We start from the raw sequence: 17,499 nt of genomic DNA, 5'->3' as shown, positions 1-17,499 counted from the left end.
GTATTATTTGTCCATGGGCCTCCTATTATATTCTGTTTTTGACAATGCTAATATCAGAATTAAATATTAAATTTGAGTAGCAAAAAAGTGATTGCGAATTCAAATATTTATAAATCAAAGGATTGAGTTTTCCACTTTTTAAGGTAAGGAATGTAAAGGTATTATAAACGATTAACAGGCGATTTCAAATAGAATTATGGGTACTAAAGAAGAAATTTTTAATCAGATAGGAGATTTATTACAAGATTTGAATGCACAGTATTTGGATTTGTCGGAAAAAGACGGTACTGCCGAATTAAGTGATTTGGTGCGTTTGGAAGCGAAAGCACAATCTGTGGCAGCTTACGTCACTTTACTTAAGACAGATGCTGTATTACAAGGTGGGCAAGTTCAAAATACCTTAAAAGAATCGGTTTTGGAGAGTAAAAAAATAACATTCAATGATTATTTTACACCGCCATCTTCGATACGGACTTCTAACCAGCCCATTGTTGAAACTGAAAACACCGCACAGCATAATGTGGATAGCGGCACATCTAAAAACTCAAATGAAGCTGCTGTAGAAGCGCAGGCGGAAGCAGAAGAAACAGTGGATCTGCCAGCAGTTTCATATTCGACGAAGATTGCAGATGAAGCTAATTCACCAACCGTTGATCAGGCTCCACCTACAACACCCGAAGCTGCTGTAGAACCGGTTGAGGAAAATCAGTATACCATAAATGAACCCAAGATAGACCTCATTGATGAAGAACCGGTGGTGGTTACCGAGGTTATAGAAGAACCAAAACAGGTTATCATCAAAGAAGTTCAGGAGAGCCTTATCCAGGAAGAAGTCAATACGGTAGTGCAGGAGACTCCTTCCAGACCGCTCACCCTAAATGAGATTATCTCGCAGCAAAAGCAAGCCGGAGTACAAAACCGGGTATATCAAGTCAATCAATCCGGAAGTTCCGATAAACTGACCGACATCAAAACCGGAATAAGTTTGAACGATAAGCTTTTATTTATTAAGGACCTATTTAATGGCTATAGTTTGGCTTATAGCGAAGCAGTAGAGTTATTAAACAGATTTAGCAGCTATGCAGAAGCTGATGCATTTTTGCAAACCAATTATGCGATCAAAAATAGGTGGGCAGATAAACCCCATACCGTTGAAAAATTATATGAGGTATTGCGAAGAAGGTACAGCTAGTGCATAATTCCATCAAAAAAAGCATCTTTAATCAATTTAAAGATGCTTTTTTTTGATGGATATGAACTACTTGTTTGCTGCTATTTCAATTGAAATTGTAACCAGTCTTTGCCTTCGTGGCCGTAAACGAAATATTTTGGCTGTAAGATTTCCGCCAGAGATTCCAGCTCAGTAAGGTATTCGTATCCTGGGGTCTGGGCAAAACCGGGTTTTGTCATAATAAAAAGCTGATCGAGTTCAATGGCCTTTGATTGTGCAATTGACGGATCATTTAATAATAGCGGAATATGGGTAAATACAGTTTCACCGCTGTCAATGAGGATAATTTTATCTGCCTCATGGGCAGTTGTCGTCGGAATTCCGCCCGCTATTTTGATAGACTCCTGAAGGTAGGCCGATTCATTGAATTCCAATGGTTCAATTTGATCTAAAACCAATACTTTGGGCCTGTCACTGGCCGTTATAAATTTGAGCTTATGAATCAAGATGCTGGTTTCGTCTTCTATTTTTTCAATGAGCTCATTGATATTTTCTTCGCTGTTTAATTCTTCGCCAAGAGTATTGATATAAGCAATGACGTCTTCGATGCTAACGATTGCCGATTGCTTTGCTGCTAATTTAGCGTATGTTTCCGGTGAGAAAGTGCTGTTATTTAGATTCAGCTGTTCCAAAAAATGGGCAACTAATTTTTCCTGATTGCTTTGCATGCTGCAAAAATACAAAAAGGCGAGCATTAGCGAAAGTAAATTAGCAATAGTAGGTATTGGAGGATTTTTGTAAATTGGCATCAAATAAATGTGATAGATATGTTTGACAAATTATTTCAGGCACAACAAAAGGCAGAAGAAATCAAGAAAAGACTAGATACTATTTCGGTATCCGGTGAGGCTGAAGGTGGTTTGATCCGGGTAGTTGCAACAGCCAATAAAGAGATTAAGGAGATTACGATAGACCCTGTTTTTTTGTCCAATGCGGATAAAGAAGAATTGGAGGAATTATTGGTTGTTGCTTTAAACAAGGCATTAGTCCAAGCAGAGAATATCAGTCAGGCTGAAATGCAGGCAGCGAGTAAGGATATGTTAGGCGGCTTAGGCGGTTTATTTAATCAATAGCAATATGATCATGAAAGCAACTTATTACGGTCAATCTTGTGTTGAGTTTGATTTTGATGGAGCGAAGGTTTTATTGGACCCCTTCGTAACGTATAATCCACTGGCGAAAGCAATTGATGTAAACGCGATTAAGCCCGATTACATTTTTTTAAGCCACGGACATCAAGATCATGTCGCAGATATGGCAACCATCCAAAAAAATAGCGATGCTACAGTATTGGCCATTGTAGAAACAGCGGCATGGGTAAGAAGACAGGGCGTGCCTGACGATAAGGTGATTGAGTTCAATCTTGGCGGTACGATACAGCTGCCTTTTGGCACTGTCAAAATGGTTTATGCTGCGCATACGAATAGTACGCCGGATGGCCAATATGGCGGATTTCCGGTTGGATTTGTCTTTAATGTACAGGGGAAAAAGATTTATTTCGCCGGCGATACGGCGTTGACCATGGAAATGAAGCTGTTGGCAGATCTGAAATTAGATTGGGCATTTCTACCAATCGGTGGATATTATACCATGGATGTAGATGACGCGATCAAAGCAGCGGAATTTATTAACTGTTCACGTGTGGTAGGGATTCATTATGATTCATTTCCGCCAATTCAGATTGATAAACAAAAGGCTTTGGACAAATTTCAAAACGAAGATATTTCACTGTCTCTTCCAAAAATAGGGGAAACAATAACCTTGTAAAAGATAAAAAAGCCGAACTAGTTCGGCTTTTTTGTCTAAATAATTTTATCCAGCTATGCGGTTATCCATTTTCCGTCTAGGATGAGATGACGATTTTCTTGAGATCCTCTAAGCTGAAAAGGGGAGTGTCAATGATTTTGTTTTTAAGGATCTGTTTCTTATTCTCTTCAAAATAGAATAGCTTCCATTCACCATTTTTATATTCTAAGCTACTGAGATTTTCGATCCAATCACCAGAATTCATATAGGTGCAGGTGCCTTTTCTGGTGATAACTTCCTTTATCTGGGGTTGATGAATATGACCGCAGATCACGAAATCATAATTTTTTTCAATCGCCAGTTCCGTTGCCGTATGCTCAAAGTCCGAGATGTATTTGACGGCTTTTTTAACAGAGTTTTTTATCTTTTTTGAAAGCGAATATTTCTCTTTTCCCATTTTATCCAAGCAATAGTTAATGACATTGTTCAGCTGTATCAGCTTATCATAACCCCAGCCGCCAAGTTTTGCCAGCCATTTCGAGTGATGGATGGATGCATCGAAAACATCCCCGTGAAAGATCCATACTTTTTGATTATTGAGTGAAAGAAGAAGTTTGTTGCTCAGTTTGATATTACCAAGTTTAAGGTCCGTAAATTTTCGGAGCATTTCGTCATGGTTGCCGGTTATGTAATGGACTTCAGTACCCGTCGAGCTCAAGTCAATGATCTTCTTGATAACCTTTAAATGATCTTGCGGAAAGTAACTTTTCTTAAATTGCCAGATATCGACAATATCGCCATTGAGGATCAATATCTTGGGTGCGACAGATTCCAGGTAAAGTAAAAGCTCTTTGGCTCTACTTCCGTATGTACCTAAGTGTATGTCTGAGAGTACAAGTATATCAAGGCTTCTTTTCATCGGAATAAACTATAAATATTCTTTTTACAAAAAAAAGGTAAATTTATTTTGCACTGATGAAATTCCTGTTATTAAATCATTAAAATATGCTGTAAAACAGTATGAGTAAGTTTATTAGAATTTAATATTAGCTTTTTTATTGAATAAAAAAGGTGTCTGATACAGATCAGACACCCTATAATATGTTAAAGATTATTTATCTTGTTATTTGGCAACTGCAGCTGCTCTATCAATGTGGAACTGGACAAGATCATCAATTGGAGAACGCAGGATTTTGCCTACTTTCATACCATATTGTTCTGCCTTTTCAGCCAGTACGTTTCTGAAATTGTAACCTACTGAGCCAATGCAATTGAAGGTATAGCTTTGATAATTAGGATATTTGCTGACTAAATTTCTAAAGAAGGCTTCAAATGCTTCGTCTACGATATTACGTGTATACTCAATGTTCACATTGTTGTCATAGACGAATTTGCTGAAACTTGCACAGAAACGGTTAGGCATTGGTTTGGTATAAACCGCATCCATGATTTCGTCTTTTGTCATTTTGTACGTGTTCCAAAAAACTTCTTTGACATCTTTGGGCATTAAATTACGAACATAGTCTGCAAGTAACTTTTTACCAATATAGCTACCCGATCCCTCATCACCTAAAATGTAAGCTCCGGAGTCAATATTTAATGTAATTTCCTTACCATCATAGAGACAAGAATTTGTTCCTGTACCCAAAATTGCAGCAAATCCGGCTTGAGACCCTAATAATGCTCTTGCAGCAGCAAGTAGATCGTGCCCTACTTCCACTTTCGCTGTAGTAAATACTTGTTTTAAAGCATCAACTACAATTTGAGCTTTTTCTTTATTATGGACACCGGCACCATAATAATTTACTTCCGCGATTTTTTCAAAAGGTAAATCCTGCGGTAATCCTTTTTTTAGGGAGTTTACAATGTATTCACTGTCAACAAAATAAGGGTTATAACCCTCGGTATTGAAGTAGATCTTTTTATTTGAATCATCTAACAAACACCAGTTTGTTTTTGTTGATCCCCCGTCAGCAATGATTATCATTATTGAGTAGTTTTAATTGTGTTTATCGTTATAAAATGAGTAATCAATTCATTAATCAATTCCCCGAAAATACATTTTTTAATTTTAAATATCATAACTTATCCATGTATTTTTAAAAAAATAAATTTTAAGAATTTGCTCATTATATAAAAAAACTGGCTTAACGGTGTTGTTAAGCCAGTTTTTGAATAGTGTAATAAAATTGTTTAAATAGTGTACTATTTACAATTAGTTGATGCTGTTAGTGACCTCCTTCAGCCTCGATTTCATCAATATTGATTCCTTGTTTGGTTAAAATTCCTTTGACAAATACAGCAAAGAAAACAATATAACAGAATCCGATTAATGGTAGGATATAGGAGTTGTGTATTCCAATGAGATCGGCCAATTTTCCTTGAATAGGAGGAAGGACACCACCACCAAGAATCATCATAACCAAGAATGCTGAACCCTGAGCGGTATATTTTCCAAGACCAACGATTGATAAACTGAAGATGGATGACCACATAATTGAACAAGCAAGACCTCCTGATAAGAATGCATAAATAGCAATTGTACCGGAAGAGAAAAGCCCGATTAACATGGCAATGATTCCAAATAAACCAAAAATAATCAATGTACGCGCAGGTTTTTCTTTACTTAGGTAGAAAGCCACGATTTGCAGAATAATGCAGATTACATAATAATAAAGGTGTGACATTTCGAAGCCTGCAAGTGTATTGACACCAACAATGATGGAGAATGCAACTAAGGGGACGATAATCAGTAAACTGTTTTTAGTGGATTTGCTCAAGTTGAATGCGGTAATTGCACCTGCCCACCGGCCAATCATCATACTTCCCCAATACATGGATACATAAGGAGTAATCTGCGAAGATTGTAGGTGACCAAATTCTTTTAAAGTCAACAATTCACCTAGGTTACTACCGATCGCTACTTCGATACCTACATAGATAAATAAAGCAAGCATTCCCAAGGCCAATTGGGGATATTTCATTGCTCCCCATCCTTCCGGATTCTTTTTTGCGCTTCTGTTGGAGAAAAGCAAACCGCCGATGACAACGATTAAAGCACCTGCTAACCATAGCATACGTTGTGTTTCAAGTGGTTTGGCAACTTCTTTAATATGTGCTTTTAATTGATCGATTTGTAACTGATCAGTGAGGCTTGTTGCTTGTTGATGGAGCTGTTCGATATGCAATGCAAGGTCACTCTTGTAACTTAGGAATACTGGAGTGAACATACCGAATAGTAGAACTGTCATGATAATCAAGGTACGTAAAGCCTTATTGGCCTTTTCCATGGGTTCATTGCTGATTCCAGCCGGTACTTTTTTGCTAAAGTTGAACAATGCCGCAGCGAGGATAAACAACAAACCCACACCGACGTAGAGGTATACTACTTTATTTAAAGGTAGATTGGCAATCTCAGAATCGGAAATAGGTTCAAATGTACCGAAAAGCGAAAATCCGATCACGAGGGGTCCTATCGTTGTTCCAAAGGAGTTGATACCACCGCCAAGGTTGACTCGGGAAGCCCCTGTCTTTGGATCGCCCAATAAAACGGCGAAGGGATTGGCTGCAGTTTGCTGCAAAGAGAATCCCAGTGCGACCACAAATAGGCCCAGCAACATGCCAATATATAGATTTACCTCGACCGCTACAATCATCGCTGCAGCACCAAGTGCTGAAAACAACAGGCCATAAACGATACTTTTTTTGTAACCCCATTTTCCAACAAGGTCGTTGCCGCCAATTGAACTAAAAATGAACAGGAGCAATGCACCGATGTAGTATGCCGTATAAAAGGCAAAGTCTATAAGTTGCGATTGAAATTGATCCAGGTGAAAATAATTCTTGCAGAATGGGATAAATACGCTATTTCCCGCCGCAATAAACCCCCAAAAGAAAAACACAATAATCAATGTGTAGAGTGCGGGGTAATTGGTTTTAGTTTGTTGCTGTTCCATATAAGGGATCTAAAAACTTAAATTTTGAAAGGTACGAACTTATGAAAAAAAATATAAAATTCAATCTAAAAATGTTGTTAAATCGTTTTACTTGCTACAATAGTAAATATTTTTTTTGAAATATTTTGAAATAACAAAATTTGTTTTTTTCTTTGTCTAGGTTCTCAAGATTTAACCCACTTCGGGTTTAAAAGAAATCATTAAGTTCTTCATTCACTTAAACAAGGAAACAAGCTTAAGTGTGTAATCAGAATAAAGCTCAAAAGAAAATCCAAAAATCATACACAACACATTAATGGATATTAACGAATTAAACGCTAAACTCGTATCGGAATTGCGCGAGATTGCTAAGTTGATCGGTATCGCGGATGCTGATAAATTGCGTAAGCAAGAATTAATAGAAAGAATTAGCAATACCGGTGGGGAAGAAGAAGCAGCTCCGGCTTCTACAGAAAATGTTGCTAAAGTGGGGGAAGACAATCAGGAACAGGCTGAACGTACACGTAAACGTGTGAGAACGGTGAAAACCGCAGAGCCTGTAACTGTAAGAAAACGTGAGGCTGTCGAAAGTGAAGAAAGCAGTCCTGCGGTAGATACGACTCCGACAACAGATAAAGGTTCCCAACCTGAAAAAACTCTTCAAACTCCTAAAGCTGAAAATAATACTTCTTCCAGTACAGATTTCGACAATGTTATCGTTAATGAGGGTGTTTTGGAAATTATGCCTGATGGCTATGGTTTCTTGCGTTCTTCGGACTATAACTACTTGACTTCTCCTGATGATATTTATGTATCACAGTCTCAGATCAAATTATTTGGTTTGAAAACAGGGGATACCGTTCGTGGCTGTATCCGTCCACCAAAAGAAGGTGAGAAATATTTTCCTTTGGTTAGAGTAGAAGCTATCAACGGACAGAATCCTGCAGAAGTACGCGACCGTGTACCTTTTGACTATTTGACTCCTTTATTTCCGGATGAGCGCTTAAATTTAGATATGGGTATGGGTAATTACTCCACACGTATCATGGATTTGTTTACACCTATCGGAAAAGGTCAGCGTGGATTGATCGTTGCACAGCCAAAAACAGGTAAAACAAATTTGTTGAAGGAAGTTGCTAACGCAATCGCCAAGAATCATCCTGAAGTATACCTTATCATCTTATTGATTGATGAGCGTCCTGAAGAGGTTACGGATATGGCAAGAAGCGTGCGTGCAGAGGTTGTTTCATCTACTTTTGATGAACCCGCTGATCGTCACGTAAAGATTGCTAATATCGTATTGGAAAAAGCGAAGCGTATGGTGGAGTGTGGTCACGATGTGGTTATCCTGTTGGATTCCATCACTCGTCTGGCACGTGCTTACAATACGGTTGCTCCGGCTTCAGGTAAAATCCTGTCCGGTGGTGTGGATGCAAATGCGTTACATAAACCAAAACGTTTCTTTGGTGCGGCTAGAAATATCGAAAACGGCGGCTCATTGACAATCCTTGCGACAGCTTTGACAGATACAGGTTCCAAAATGGATGAGGTTATCTTTGAAGAATTTAAAGGAACTGGTAATATGGAACTGCAATTGGATCGTAAATTGGCAAACAAACGTATCTTCCCTGCAATTGATATTACAGCGTCTAGTACGCGTCGTGATGATCTATTGACAGATAAAGAAACATTGCAACGCATTTGGGTGCTTCGTAATCACTTGTCGGATATGAATTCTACAGAAGCAATGGAATTCTTACAGGGACAAATGCGTGGTACTAAATCAAATGAGGAATTTTTGATCAGTATGAATGGGTAATCCCGTCAAATTTTAATATTTTAGCCATCATTTCTAACCGAATGATGGCTTTTTTTATAAAAAATAAATCACTTAGATGAAAAAACATATTCCAAATTTGCTAACCTGCCTGAATCTTTTTAGTGGTTGTATTGCTGTGCTGATGGCCTTGGAGGGGAATCTTAAAGCAGTAACAATCTGTGTTCTTGCCTCTGGAATATTTGATTTTTTCGATGGTATGGTAGCCAGACTACTCCATGTAAAATCACCTATTGGGAAAGAACTGGATTCGTTGGCTGATATGGTCAGTTTTGGATTTTTACCGGGTACGATCATGTTTACATTACTGCAGAAAGCGCTTCCTGATACTTCCTTGCTACCGTATCTAGGGTTTATTATAACCGTATTTTCGGCTTTGCGTTTGGCCAAGTTTAATTTGGATGAACGACAAACTTCCGATTTTATTGGACTTAATACGCCAATGAACACCTTTTATGTGCTTTCATTACCCTATATTGCCGTTAAGTATCCCGAACTCATTATAAATCCAATATTTTTGATTGGAAGTGTGCTGTTGACCAGTTATCTGTTGATCAGTGAGATTCGGCTGTTTTCGATGAAATTCAGTTCGATGGATTGGAAAACAAACAAATTTCGCTTTATATTTCTATTTTTAACTTTGATCTTATTTGTAGTCGGGCAGTTTATGGCTTTACCAGTTATTCTAGTTTTGTATTTTATACTGTCGGCATTTCATTTCAATAAAAAAAACGATCTGGCTTAGATCGTTTTCTCATATTGTTCAAGTTCAAATAACAATTCTTTCATTTCGATATCCAGGACCTGAAAAGTCGCTCGGAGTCCCTCTAAGGATTCCTGATTTTTGGCATTCATTTCCAGTTCTTCCAATTTGGCTTTTAAATGGAATGCCCCGATATAGTCCATCGTCGGTTTGATGTGGTGAGCGGCATCGGCAATTTTTTGATGGTCACCTTCAGTTAGTGCATTTCGTAAGTTGTCTAAATCTACGGGGGTTTGAATAAGATACATTGATACAAATTGTTTGATCAAATCTGAATTGTCAAACATGTTTTTGTTGATCAGGTCAATGTCGATATGGTTCATCGTTGCTAATTTTCTTTACGGGTAATTCGTCCTTGCAGTTATGCAATAAATATACGTTATTTTTTTTGTAAACGGGGTGAATGTAGTCCGGTGCTATTTCTGCTAAGGGTGCTAAGGTGAAACGTCGTTCTGGAATAAACGGATGTGGTATAATTAGATTTGGGTAGTTGATAATTTCATCGTTGAAATAAAGTAAATCAATGTCAATCGCTCTTTGGCCCCATTTCTTCAGACGTACTCTTCCTAAATCCAATTCAATCTGCTGTGTGTGATTCAAACAATCAATTGGAGATAAACCTGATTTTATTAAGATGACCTGATTTAGGAACGCGGGCTGGTCTTCAACACCCCAAGCGGCGGTTTCATAAATGGAAGATGCCATCAAAATTTCACCAACTTGTTTTTCAATCGCTTGTTTTGCCCGTAAGAGTTGCTGCAGACGATCTCCCAAGTTGGTCCCCAACAATATAAAAATCTTATTCATGTTGCTAAAATAAGGCTTTATAAAATAAAATACTGGGGGAATAAAAAATATTGCATTACCTTTAGTGTAAAATAAATCATTCCATTATCGGAACTGTATAAATCGGGATTAATTATTAAATATGAGATCATTTTTTAAGTATGTATTGGCTACGATTACGGGGATTGTAATATCTTTTGTGATCCTGTTTATTGTTTTTATGGGTATTATTGGGGCGCTTATCAGCTCAGCCTCTTCGGAGCAGGAGGTCGTTGTCAAAAACAATTCGGTGTTATTTCTATCCTTTGACTATGACATCAATGAGCGGAACGACAATAATCCTTTTGGAAGCTTAAATCTTCCGGGATATTCTACAAAGAGTATTGGTTTGGATGATATCCTGGGTAGAATCAGATATGCTGCAACGGACGGGAATATTAAGGGAATTTATATCGATGCGGGAAGTATCGGAACTGGTTTTGCGAGTTTGAAAGAGGTGCGGGATGAACTACTGGCCTTTAAGAAAACAGGAAAATTTGTTGTTGCTTACAATGCTGGGTATAATCAAAAAGCATATTATGTAGTCAGTATTGCAGATAAGGTGTACGTTAATCCACAAGGAACCATTGATTTTAGGGGGCTTGCGAGTTCGACCATGTTTTACAAGGATCTATTGGATAAAGTGGGGGTAGAGATGCAGATTGTGAAAGTAGGTACATTTAAGAGCGCAGTGGAACCCTTTTTCTTAAATAAAATGAGTGACCCAAACCGTTTGCAGGTAACATCGTATCTTGGAAGTATATATGATACTTTTATCAATGAAATTGCGGCAAGTCGGAATATTCCGGCGGATTCATTGCGTGGTATAGCCAATGATTATCTGGTTAGGAATGCTGATGATGCGGTGCGTTATAAGCTTGCTGATGCCAAGATCTATAAAGACGAACTGCTCTCTGATTTAAGAAAGCGATTGAAGATAGGCGAGAAGGATGAGATATCTTTTGTTTCATTGCTCGATTACAATAAAAAGGTGAAGGAGGATGCCAGTGGTTCTGAGGTGGCGGTTCTTTACGCTGTTGGTGAGATTGTGGATGGTGAAGGTACCCGTCCGGGTGAGATTGGAGGGGATAAATTTTCAAGAGAATTACGCAAGCTGCGAGAAGATGATGCTGTAAAGGCTGTTGTGTTGCGTGTGAATTCACCTGGTGGGTCGGCACTTGCTTCAGATATTATCTGGAGGGAGGTGATTTTGACTAAAAAAGTTAAACCAGTAATTGTTTCTATGGGAGATGTAGCGGCTTCAGGGGGCTATTATATTGCTGCGGCAGCTGACTCCATATTTGCTGAGCCAACGACCATAACCGGATCAATTGGTGTATTTGGTGTAATACCGAACTTTCAGAATCTGATGAACAATAAAATTGGCGTTCACTATGATGGTGTAAAGACAGGGAAATTTGCGGATTTGATGACTACTTTTGATCGCCCATTGAGCGCTGAAGAAAGGGATATTATCCAACGTGAGGTCGACAAAGTGTATGCTACTTTTACAAAAGTTGTGTCAGAGGGTAGAAAGATGCCATTGGCCAATGTTGACAGCATCGGTCAGGGCCGTGTATGGACAGGTACGCAGGGGCTGGGTATTAAATTGGTGGATCGCCTGGGTAATCTGGATGCCGCTGTTCAGGCGGCGGCTAAAAAAGCAAATCTAAGCAAGTATAAGGTTTCACAATATCCTGAAAAGGAAGATCCATTCACTTCGATATTGAACAATTCAAAGGAAAAAGTGCAGGCTTGGGTAGCGAAAGAACAAATGGGCGAATACTATCGTTATTTCGATGTGATGCGGCAGGCAACTACGCATAGCGGTGTTCAGGCAAGGTTACCTTACACGGTAGAAATTCATTAATGATAATTTAATCCGATAAAAAGGCATTTATTTGATGAAAATAAATGCCTTTTTTCTATATTTAGCTGTTCGTTTGGCAAACGACAGATCCTAAAACATTAAAGTTATATGATGAAAACAGTAGACGATTTAAATTTTGCAGGTAAAAAAGCCTTGGTTCGCGTAGATTTCAACGTTCCTTTGGATGAGAATTTCAATATTACGGATGATAATCGTATTCAGGGAGCTGCTCCGACAATAAAGAAAATTTTGAATGACGGTGGAAGTGTGGTATTAATGTCCCATTTAGGAAGACCAAAAGATGGTCCTACTGATAAGTATTCATTAAAACATATTGTTGCTCACCTTTCTAAGGTGTTAGGTACAGAGGTTCAATTTGCCAATGATTGCATTGGAAATGAAGCTGTAGAAAAAGCTGCGGCATTGCAAGCTGGCCAAGTTTTATTACTTGAAAACCTACGTTTTTATAAAGAAGAAGAAAAAGGTGATGTAGGATTTGCTGAAAAACTTTCAAAGTTAGGTGATGTATATGTGAATGATGCTTTTGGAACTGCGCATAGAGCACATGCTTCAACTGCGATTATCGCACAGTTTTTCCCTTCAGCTAAATATAGCGGTTATTTGATGGCTGCTGAAGTAGGTAATGCGGAGAAGGTATTAAATAATCCGGTCAGACCATTTACAGCGATTATGGGGGGTGCGAAAGTTTCTGATAAAATCCAGCTGATTGAGGCTTTATTGGATAAGGTAGATAACTTACTGATCGGTGGTGGTATGGCATATACTTTTATTAAAGCAAGAGGTGGTGAAATCGGTAAGTCATTGGTTGAGATGGATAAACTTGACCTCGCAAATGAATTGGTAAAGAAAGCAAAAGAAAAAGGGGTGAATCTTGTTATTCCTACAGATGCTCAAATTGCTGATGCGTTTTCTAATGATGCCAATGTATATGACGGGCCAAATGATCAAATTCCTGCGGATCTTCAGGGCTTGGATATCGGACAAGAGTCTGCTGAAAATTTTGCGGCTATTATCAAAGATTCAAAAACAGTTCTTTGGAACGGACCTATGGGGGTTTTTGAATTTGATACTTTTGCAAAGGGTACAAAAGCTGTGGCTGATGCAGTTGTGGAAGCAACAAAAAATGGCGCATTTTCTTTAATAGGCGGTGGAGACTCAGCTGCTGCTGTAAGTAAATTTGGTATGACCGAAGATGTCAGTTACGTCAGTACGGGTGGTGGCGCATTGCTGGAATATATGGAAGGAAAGGTTCTTCCAGGCGTAAAAGCACTGGAAGATTAATCGCTTAGAAAAAATAGTATGGAAAAGGGATAATAGTGTGTTATCCCTTTTTTATTGCAAAATGTTTCTTATACATGTATTGAAACTTGTTTCGGTTGAGGAGCATGCTTTTGTATTAGGCGCCAATGGTTTGAAAAAGGCTGCTTTGGTTTATAATGAGCGATATTTTCCCGCTAATGTCAGATTTAAATCAATTATCTGTTAAATATCTGTATGGCAGTGGCGAGTATTTACTGTATTTCTTAAATTTATCATGACATGATTATATAGGTTTTATTGATGGATGCTAATCACAAAAAAGATAAAGATAGTTCGGGTTTTTTTTCGGTGTTGACTTATAATGTGGCGGGATTGCCGGGGTTTATTTCTTCTGCGATTACAGGTAGAAGCAGGAGTATTGCTGAAATAGGCAAAAAGATTAATCCTTTTGATATTGTGAACGTGCAAGAGGATTTCAATTATAACAATAGTCTTTATTTGGGCGGGAATCAACACCCTTATCGTACCAAACCTAAGGGGCGTGTGCCTTTTGGAGACGGTCTTAACACCTTGTCCCATTTCCCCATGTCGGATGTTGTGCGAGTTCCTTGGAAAAAACGTACTGGAGCTGATTTTTTGACACCGAAAGGTTTTACCCTGGTCAAGGTGGAGATCGTTGCGGGTGTATGGCTAGATGTCTATAATGTACATGCGAATGCCCAGAATAATAGACGGGCTTCGAGTGCGAGAAGGGATAATCTTAATCAGTTACGTGATTATATAGGCGAGAATTCTAGTGAAAACGCGTTGATTGTTATGGGGGACTTTAATGCACATTATAGTTTCGGTGATGATAACCTGCACGATTTTATGGAGTCAACCACATTAGTGGATAGTTGGGTTGAACTACAGAACGGAGGACTTGTGCCGGAAGCGAAGCATGCATTTAAACCGCCTCATATGCTGTCAATCGGTAATCAGAGCGAATCAATAGACAAGATTCTCTATCGTAGCAATAGCCATCTGAGTTTGACCGCCCGGGATTATAATATAGAACACAACCTATTTACTAATATCAGGGGCTTGCCTTTGTCGGATCACTATGCTTTAGCGGCTAATTTTAATTGGGCCGTTCATTCTTAATAGGTGTAATTTAAACTTACGGTTGGTACGATGCGCTGTGTTGCCGTATTATCATTGATATAAGTGCCTTTCACGACAAACTCGAAGTCGGGCAGCGGATATCTAAAAGCATTGAAATCAAAGGAAAGGTATGCTCCAAAGCTCTTTGGCGCCGCTTCCTTATGTTTATGGATATTCTGATAATCCGCGAATACACCACCTTTTATACGTTTTATATAGGCTAGTGACCCTACCCCAAAATCAGGATAGGCAATAGGAAATCTATAGTTGATCAGCAAGGTATTTTTCACTTTCTCATATTTATAATAACTAAATCCGCTGACCAAGGGAATGTCGTTGATGTATTCATAGATACCTGTTCCCGCCTGTGCGCTTAATCGGATCTGAAATCCATGGTTATTCATGAATCCGGGGAGATAGAATACTGTTCGTGCAGATAGAATTTCACCTTTGGCCTTGTTTTCAAAAGGAGTGTGTCTGTAGGTTATGCTAAAATTCTGTCCCCATCTTGGATATTGATCCATCGTTGCCATTCGGGCGTTTCGGTTGAAATAAAGTTGGTAAGTTAACGGAAATGCAGTTTCGTAATTAAAGTTTTTGAGGTCATTGCGACTTAGGTTATAACGTTTTAGGTAGGCAGTGGCAAAATTGAATCCCATTGAATAAGTGTAATCAAGTCTATAAAAAGACAATGGAATGGAAATCTGTGAAGAGACGTAATGTTCTCTCCAGTCGAACCTTACACTACTGTCCGGTTTATTGGGGATGTTTGCTGCTGCGATCTGACCTCTGTTTTCATAACGCAGCGAGAATTTTGGAAAATACTTATTATATGTTAGTTCGGCTGAATAAATTCCTTTTCTGATATCTGTATCATATTCATAACCAAGTGCAATTTGGGTGGTGTTTAAAATGTTGTTTGATAACCAAAAAATGCCAGGTTTGAAATTATCGAAACTTTCAAAGTTACTGCTACTTAAAGAAAGGCTATGGAAGTTAAATGTTCGTCCAAGTCCTTTGTATGGTGTAATGGTGTAATGTTGATTAGAATCTGGCGCCGTGGCAGCAATATTGAACATACTGTCTTTCTTTACAGCATCAGCATAGTAGTGGGAAAAATAATCGGTTTCTGGTTTTATAGTGAATGCGGTATCTATGCTGGCTTCGCTGATTTTATAGCCATTATATTGATAATTGTTAAAAAGTAATTGCTTTGTTTCCTTGTTGTAAAAAGGATTAAAGGCGCCAAATGGGGCTTTAGTCAGGAGATGTTTCGCTTCCGATCTGCGATCTATTTTGTAGATGTTATCAATACCATTAAAGTTGGCTTTTACAAGAATATCCATACCTGTAAGGTATTGTGGTCTTTCGTATTGTTGATCGCCCCAGGAGGTGATGTTTGTAATTTTATCACTTTTGAGATCTATTTCGCAGAGCGCCGTTCCAATTTCTGATAAGCGGATCGCAATTACTTTGTCTCCTGTCGGGTTAAAAGCGGGATGTTGAAGCTGCTCTGAATCCGCTGTTTTTATCCGCTTGATTACAGAGCCATTTTTAAGGCTTATAAGCGTAAGATAACTTGTGTTGGATAAATCTACTTCGATGCAAGCAATGGATTCGTCTACAGGGCTAAATATAGGGGAGTAATATCTAGACTGCTTGGTCAGGGTTTTGATTTTCCCTGTTTTCCGGTTCATTAAGTTGATGACACTATATGTTCTCTTGTTATAACGTGGATCTTTTCGGAGTTCATCCCATACAATATATTCTTTATTGATGTCAAAATGTGGGGTCAACTGTATACCCGTTTTTACAAGTTGTGATTCCGATTTTTTATCGTTGTCATACGTATATATTGCATTTGTTTTTTCAGGATTTTGCTTGATGAAATAAATCAAATTTCCATTTGATTTTGGTAATAGATTACTGTTATAATAGCGGTTGTTTTGACCGTTGATTTCAGTATATTTTTGTGAATGATAATATGCTGTTTTTTGCTCCCAAATTGAGTCTAATTTTGTAATCGTTTTATTAAATAAATGGCGGCTATTTCCACCTGTTTTTTTCTTCAGTACGCGGTTGATATTATAAGGATAGAGTGGACGTTTGTTGAGCTCTGAAAATAAATCTGCTTCATAGTTTGGTGGTAGTTCCGACTTCAGGGTTGACGTCATGAGGTAGCCAATTGTGTAGTAACTGGGAACAATATCCTTAAAGGATCCGAGCAAGTATTTGTCAAAACTATAGTTCTGTTTAGATTGGAAGTTGGCTTTGATCGGCATTTCAAAAGAGGGTAACCGACCTCTTCCTCCACGCGAATAAATGGTTTCAGTGAGCGTGGCATCGCCCTCAAAAAACCATGAAGGAACTGTTAGTCCATAATAAGCTAAGGCTAATTGTTCGAAAAAAGGAGCCCCTAATTTTCCTGTCAATTTGTCAAATTGACTAACATGTCTAGACTCGTGGAGGATCAGATTGGGGAGCCAAGTTTGATTGTCGGGTTCAGCACCGGCGGTGCTGTAGAGTTCGGATTTTCGAGGAGATAATTGCACAAAACCATTTGTCTGTAGGTTCGTGTTGTGTATAATGAAAGGAATTTTTCGAGGTGTTATTTTGTAATTCCTACTTGTTGTACGCAAGGAGTTGTGCACAAGATTTGCTAGGGTAGGGGCTTTGTCTTTCATCTCTTCGGGGAAAATGAGTTTAAAATTAGGTGTCTCAATTTTGAACCATTTCTGACTTAACGGCGCCTGGCTATCTTCAAAAAACTGTGCGAAGGTATTTTTTGAAGATATTGTTAAGGTGAATAATATTAAAAAACTGATAATTATATTTTTATATTTCATTTATGTGGCTATTTTGTAGTTT

The 17,499-nt window shown here is 38.4% G+C and carries 15 protein-coding genes; 8 read left to right on the top strand and 7 right to left on the bottom strand.

What is annotated here, in order from left to right; translation table 11 throughout:
• The first annotated feature begins 196 nt into the window (after nt 1–196).
• The gene (locus tag ABTV71_RS20325; RefSeq protein ID WP_433900847.1) at nt 197–1,192 is read left to right on the top strand and encodes a hypothetical protein; all 996 of its coding nucleotides are present in this window, start codon (nt 197–199) and stop codon (nt 1,190–1,192) included.
• An 80-nt stretch (nt 1,193–1,272) separates the two neighbouring features.
• Here ABTV71_RS20325 and ABTV71_RS20320 read toward each other — a convergent pair whose 3' ends face one another.
• On the bottom strand, nt 1,273–1,899 hold the full coding sequence (locus tag ABTV71_RS20320; protein ID WP_433900846.1) for a hypothetical protein: 627 nt from the start codon (nt 1,897–1,899) through the stop codon (nt 1,273–1,275).
• Nucleotides 1,900–1,998: 99 nt separating this feature from the next.
• Between ABTV71_RS20320 and ABTV71_RS20315 the strand changes: the two genes are divergently transcribed.
• A complete protein-coding gene (locus ABTV71_RS20315) occupies nt 1,999–2,304 on the top strand; it encodes a YbaB/EbfC family nucleoid-associated protein (protein WP_121124053.1) in 306 nt (101 codons plus the stop codon).
• Nucleotides 2,305–2,314: 10 nt separating this feature from the next.
• Nucleotides 2,315–2,998 carry a metal-dependent hydrolase gene (locus ABTV71_RS20310; protein ID WP_121124134.1) on the top strand — a complete coding sequence of 228 codons (684 nt, stop codon included), beginning with the start codon at nt 2,315–2,317 and terminating at the stop codon, nt 2,996–2,998.
• A 76-nt stretch (nt 2,999–3,074) separates the two neighbouring features.
• Here the strand turns inward: ABTV71_RS20310 and ABTV71_RS20305 are convergent, their stop codons facing one another.
• The 3 genes from ABTV71_RS20305 to ABTV71_RS20295 form a co-directional block, all read right to left on the bottom strand.
• Nucleotides 3,075–3,896 (bottom strand): UDP-2,3-diacylglucosamine diphosphatase, encoded by an 822-nt coding sequence (locus ABTV71_RS20305; protein WP_433900845.1) that lies wholly within the window; start codon nt 3,894–3,896, stop codon nt 3,075–3,077.
• 204 nt (nt 3,897–4,100) lie between these two features.
• Nucleotides 4,101–4,964, bottom strand: coding sequence for an N-acetylglucosamine kinase (locus ABTV71_RS20300; RefSeq protein WP_104380805.1), 864 nt, complete (start codon nt 4,962–4,964; stop codon nt 4,101–4,103).
• Between the two features lie 241 nt (nt 4,965–5,205).
• On the bottom strand, nt 5,206–6,933 hold the full coding sequence (locus tag ABTV71_RS20295) for an MFS transporter (protein ID WP_121124049.1): 1,728 nt from the start codon (nt 6,931–6,933) through the stop codon (nt 5,206–5,208).
• Nucleotides 6,934–7,228: 295 nt separating this feature from the next.
• Between ABTV71_RS20295 and rho the strand changes: the two genes are divergently transcribed.
• Nucleotides 7,229–8,731, top strand: a complete 1,503-nt coding sequence (gene rho / locus ABTV71_RS20290; RefSeq protein ID WP_121124048.1) for a transcription termination factor Rho — start codon at nt 7,229–7,231, stop codon at nt 8,729–8,731.
• A gap of 76 nt (nt 8,732–8,807) precedes the next feature.
• The gene (pssA, locus tag ABTV71_RS20285) at nt 8,808–9,494 is read left to right on the top strand and encodes a CDP-diacylglycerol--serine O-phosphatidyltransferase (RefSeq protein WP_121124046.1); all 687 of its coding nucleotides are present in this window, start codon (nt 8,808–8,810) and stop codon (nt 9,492–9,494) included.
• Here pssA and ABTV71_RS20280 read toward each other — a convergent pair.
• Nucleotides 9,491–9,835, bottom strand: a complete 345-nt coding sequence (locus ABTV71_RS20280; RefSeq protein ID WP_433900844.1) for an Hpt domain-containing protein — start codon at nt 9,833–9,835, stop codon at nt 9,491–9,493. The two genes, pssA and ABTV71_RS20280, sit on opposite strands and share 4 nt — an antisense overlap.
• Nucleotides 9,816–10,319 carry a 2-amino-4-hydroxy-6-hydroxymethyldihydropteridine diphosphokinase gene (gene folK / locus ABTV71_RS20275; protein ID WP_433900843.1) on the bottom strand — a complete coding sequence of 168 codons (504 nt, stop codon included), beginning with the start codon at nt 10,317–10,319 and terminating at the stop codon, nt 9,816–9,818. Before folK ends, ABTV71_RS20280 begins: the two co-directional genes overlap by 20 nt.
• A gap of 121 nt (nt 10,320–10,440) precedes the next feature.
• Here folK and sppA point away from each other — a divergent pair, with 121 nt between their 5' ends.
• From sppA to ABTV71_RS20260, 3 genes are all read left to right on the top strand, one after another.
• Nucleotides 10,441–12,207, top strand: a complete 1,767-nt coding sequence (gene sppA / locus ABTV71_RS20270) for a signal peptide peptidase SppA (protein WP_433900842.1) — start codon at nt 10,441–10,443, stop codon at nt 12,205–12,207.
• A 111-nt stretch (nt 12,208–12,318) separates the two neighbouring features.
• Entirely contained in the window at nt 12,319–13,509 is a 1,191-nt protein-coding gene (locus tag ABTV71_RS20265) for a phosphoglycerate kinase (protein WP_121124038.1), read from the top strand.
• 279 nt (nt 13,510–13,788) lie between these two features.
• Nucleotides 13,789–14,631 (top strand): endonuclease/exonuclease/phosphatase family protein, encoded by an 843-nt coding sequence (locus ABTV71_RS20260; RefSeq protein ID WP_121124036.1) that lies wholly within the window; start codon nt 13,789–13,791, stop codon nt 14,629–14,631.
• Here ABTV71_RS20260 and ABTV71_RS20255 read toward each other — a convergent pair.
• Nucleotides 14,628–17,477: a hypothetical protein gene (locus ABTV71_RS20255; protein ID WP_433900841.1), complete on the bottom strand. Its 2,850-nt coding sequence runs from the start codon at nt 17,475–17,477 to the stop codon at nt 14,628–14,630. The genes ABTV71_RS20260 and ABTV71_RS20255 overlap by 4 nt on opposite strands.
• Nucleotides 17,478–17,499 lie beyond the last annotated feature (22 nt).

Origin of the sequence: Sphingobacterium puteale, assembly GCF_050986225.1 — a bacterium.
Lineage (GTDB): Bacteria > Bacteroidota > Bacteroidia > Sphingobacteriales > Sphingobacteriaceae > Sphingobacterium > Sphingobacterium puteale.
The sequence above is the reverse complement of the archived record's forward strand: the minus strand, read 5'-3'. Positions and strand labels throughout refer to the sequence as shown.

Excerpts from the sequence above, each read along its gene's own strand:
- ABTV71_RS20320 (WP_433900846.1), bottom strand. The coding sequence starts at position 1,899 with ATGCAAAGCAATCAGGAAAAATTAGTTGCCCATTTTTTGGAACAGCTG.
- ABTV71_RS20280 (WP_433900844.1), bottom strand. The coding sequence starts at position 9,835 with ATGAACCATATCGACATTGACCTGATCAACAAAAACATGTTTGACAAT.
- pssA (WP_121124046.1), top strand. The coding sequence starts at position 8,808 with ATGAAAAAACATATTCCAAATTTGCTAACCTGCCTGAATCTTTTTAGT.
- folK (WP_433900843.1), bottom strand. The coding sequence starts at position 10,319 with ATGAATAAGATTTTTATATTGTTGGGGACCAACTTGGGAGATCGTCTG.
- ABTV71_RS20300 (WP_104380805.1), bottom strand. The coding sequence starts at position 4,964 with ATGATAATCATTGCTGACGGGGGATCAACAAAAACAAACTGGTGTTTG.
- ABTV71_RS20325 (WP_433900847.1), top strand. The coding sequence starts at position 197 with ATGGGTACTAAAGAAGAAATTTTTAATCAGATAGGAGATTTATTACAA.
- ABTV71_RS20255 (WP_433900841.1), bottom strand. The coding sequence starts at position 17,477 with ATGAAATATAAAAATATAATTATCAGTTTTTTAATATTATTCACCTTA.
- ABTV71_RS20310 (WP_121124134.1), top strand. The coding sequence starts at position 2,315 with ATGAAAGCAACTTATTACGGTCAATCTTGTGTTGAGTTTGATTTTGAT.
- ABTV71_RS20305 (WP_433900845.1), bottom strand. The coding sequence starts at position 3,896 with ATGAAAAGAAGCCTTGATATACTTGTACTCTCAGACATACACTTAGGT.
- rho (WP_121124048.1), top strand. The coding sequence starts at position 7,229 with ATGGATATTAACGAATTAAACGCTAAACTCGTATCGGAATTGCGCGAG.
- ABTV71_RS20260 (WP_121124036.1), top strand. The coding sequence starts at position 13,789 with ATGGATGCTAATCACAAAAAAGATAAAGATAGTTCGGGTTTTTTTTCG.
- ABTV71_RS20265 (WP_121124038.1), top strand. The coding sequence starts at position 12,319 with ATGAAAACAGTAGACGATTTAAATTTTGCAGGTAAAAAAGCCTTGGTT.
- sppA (WP_433900842.1), top strand. The coding sequence starts at position 10,441 with ATGAGATCATTTTTTAAGTATGTATTGGCTACGATTACGGGGATTGTA.
- ABTV71_RS20295 (WP_121124049.1), bottom strand. The coding sequence starts at position 6,933 with ATGGAACAGCAACAAACTAAAACCAATTACCCCGCACTCTACACATTG.
- ABTV71_RS20315 (WP_121124053.1), top strand. The coding sequence starts at position 1,999 with ATGTTTGACAAATTATTTCAGGCACAACAAAAGGCAGAAGAAATCAAG.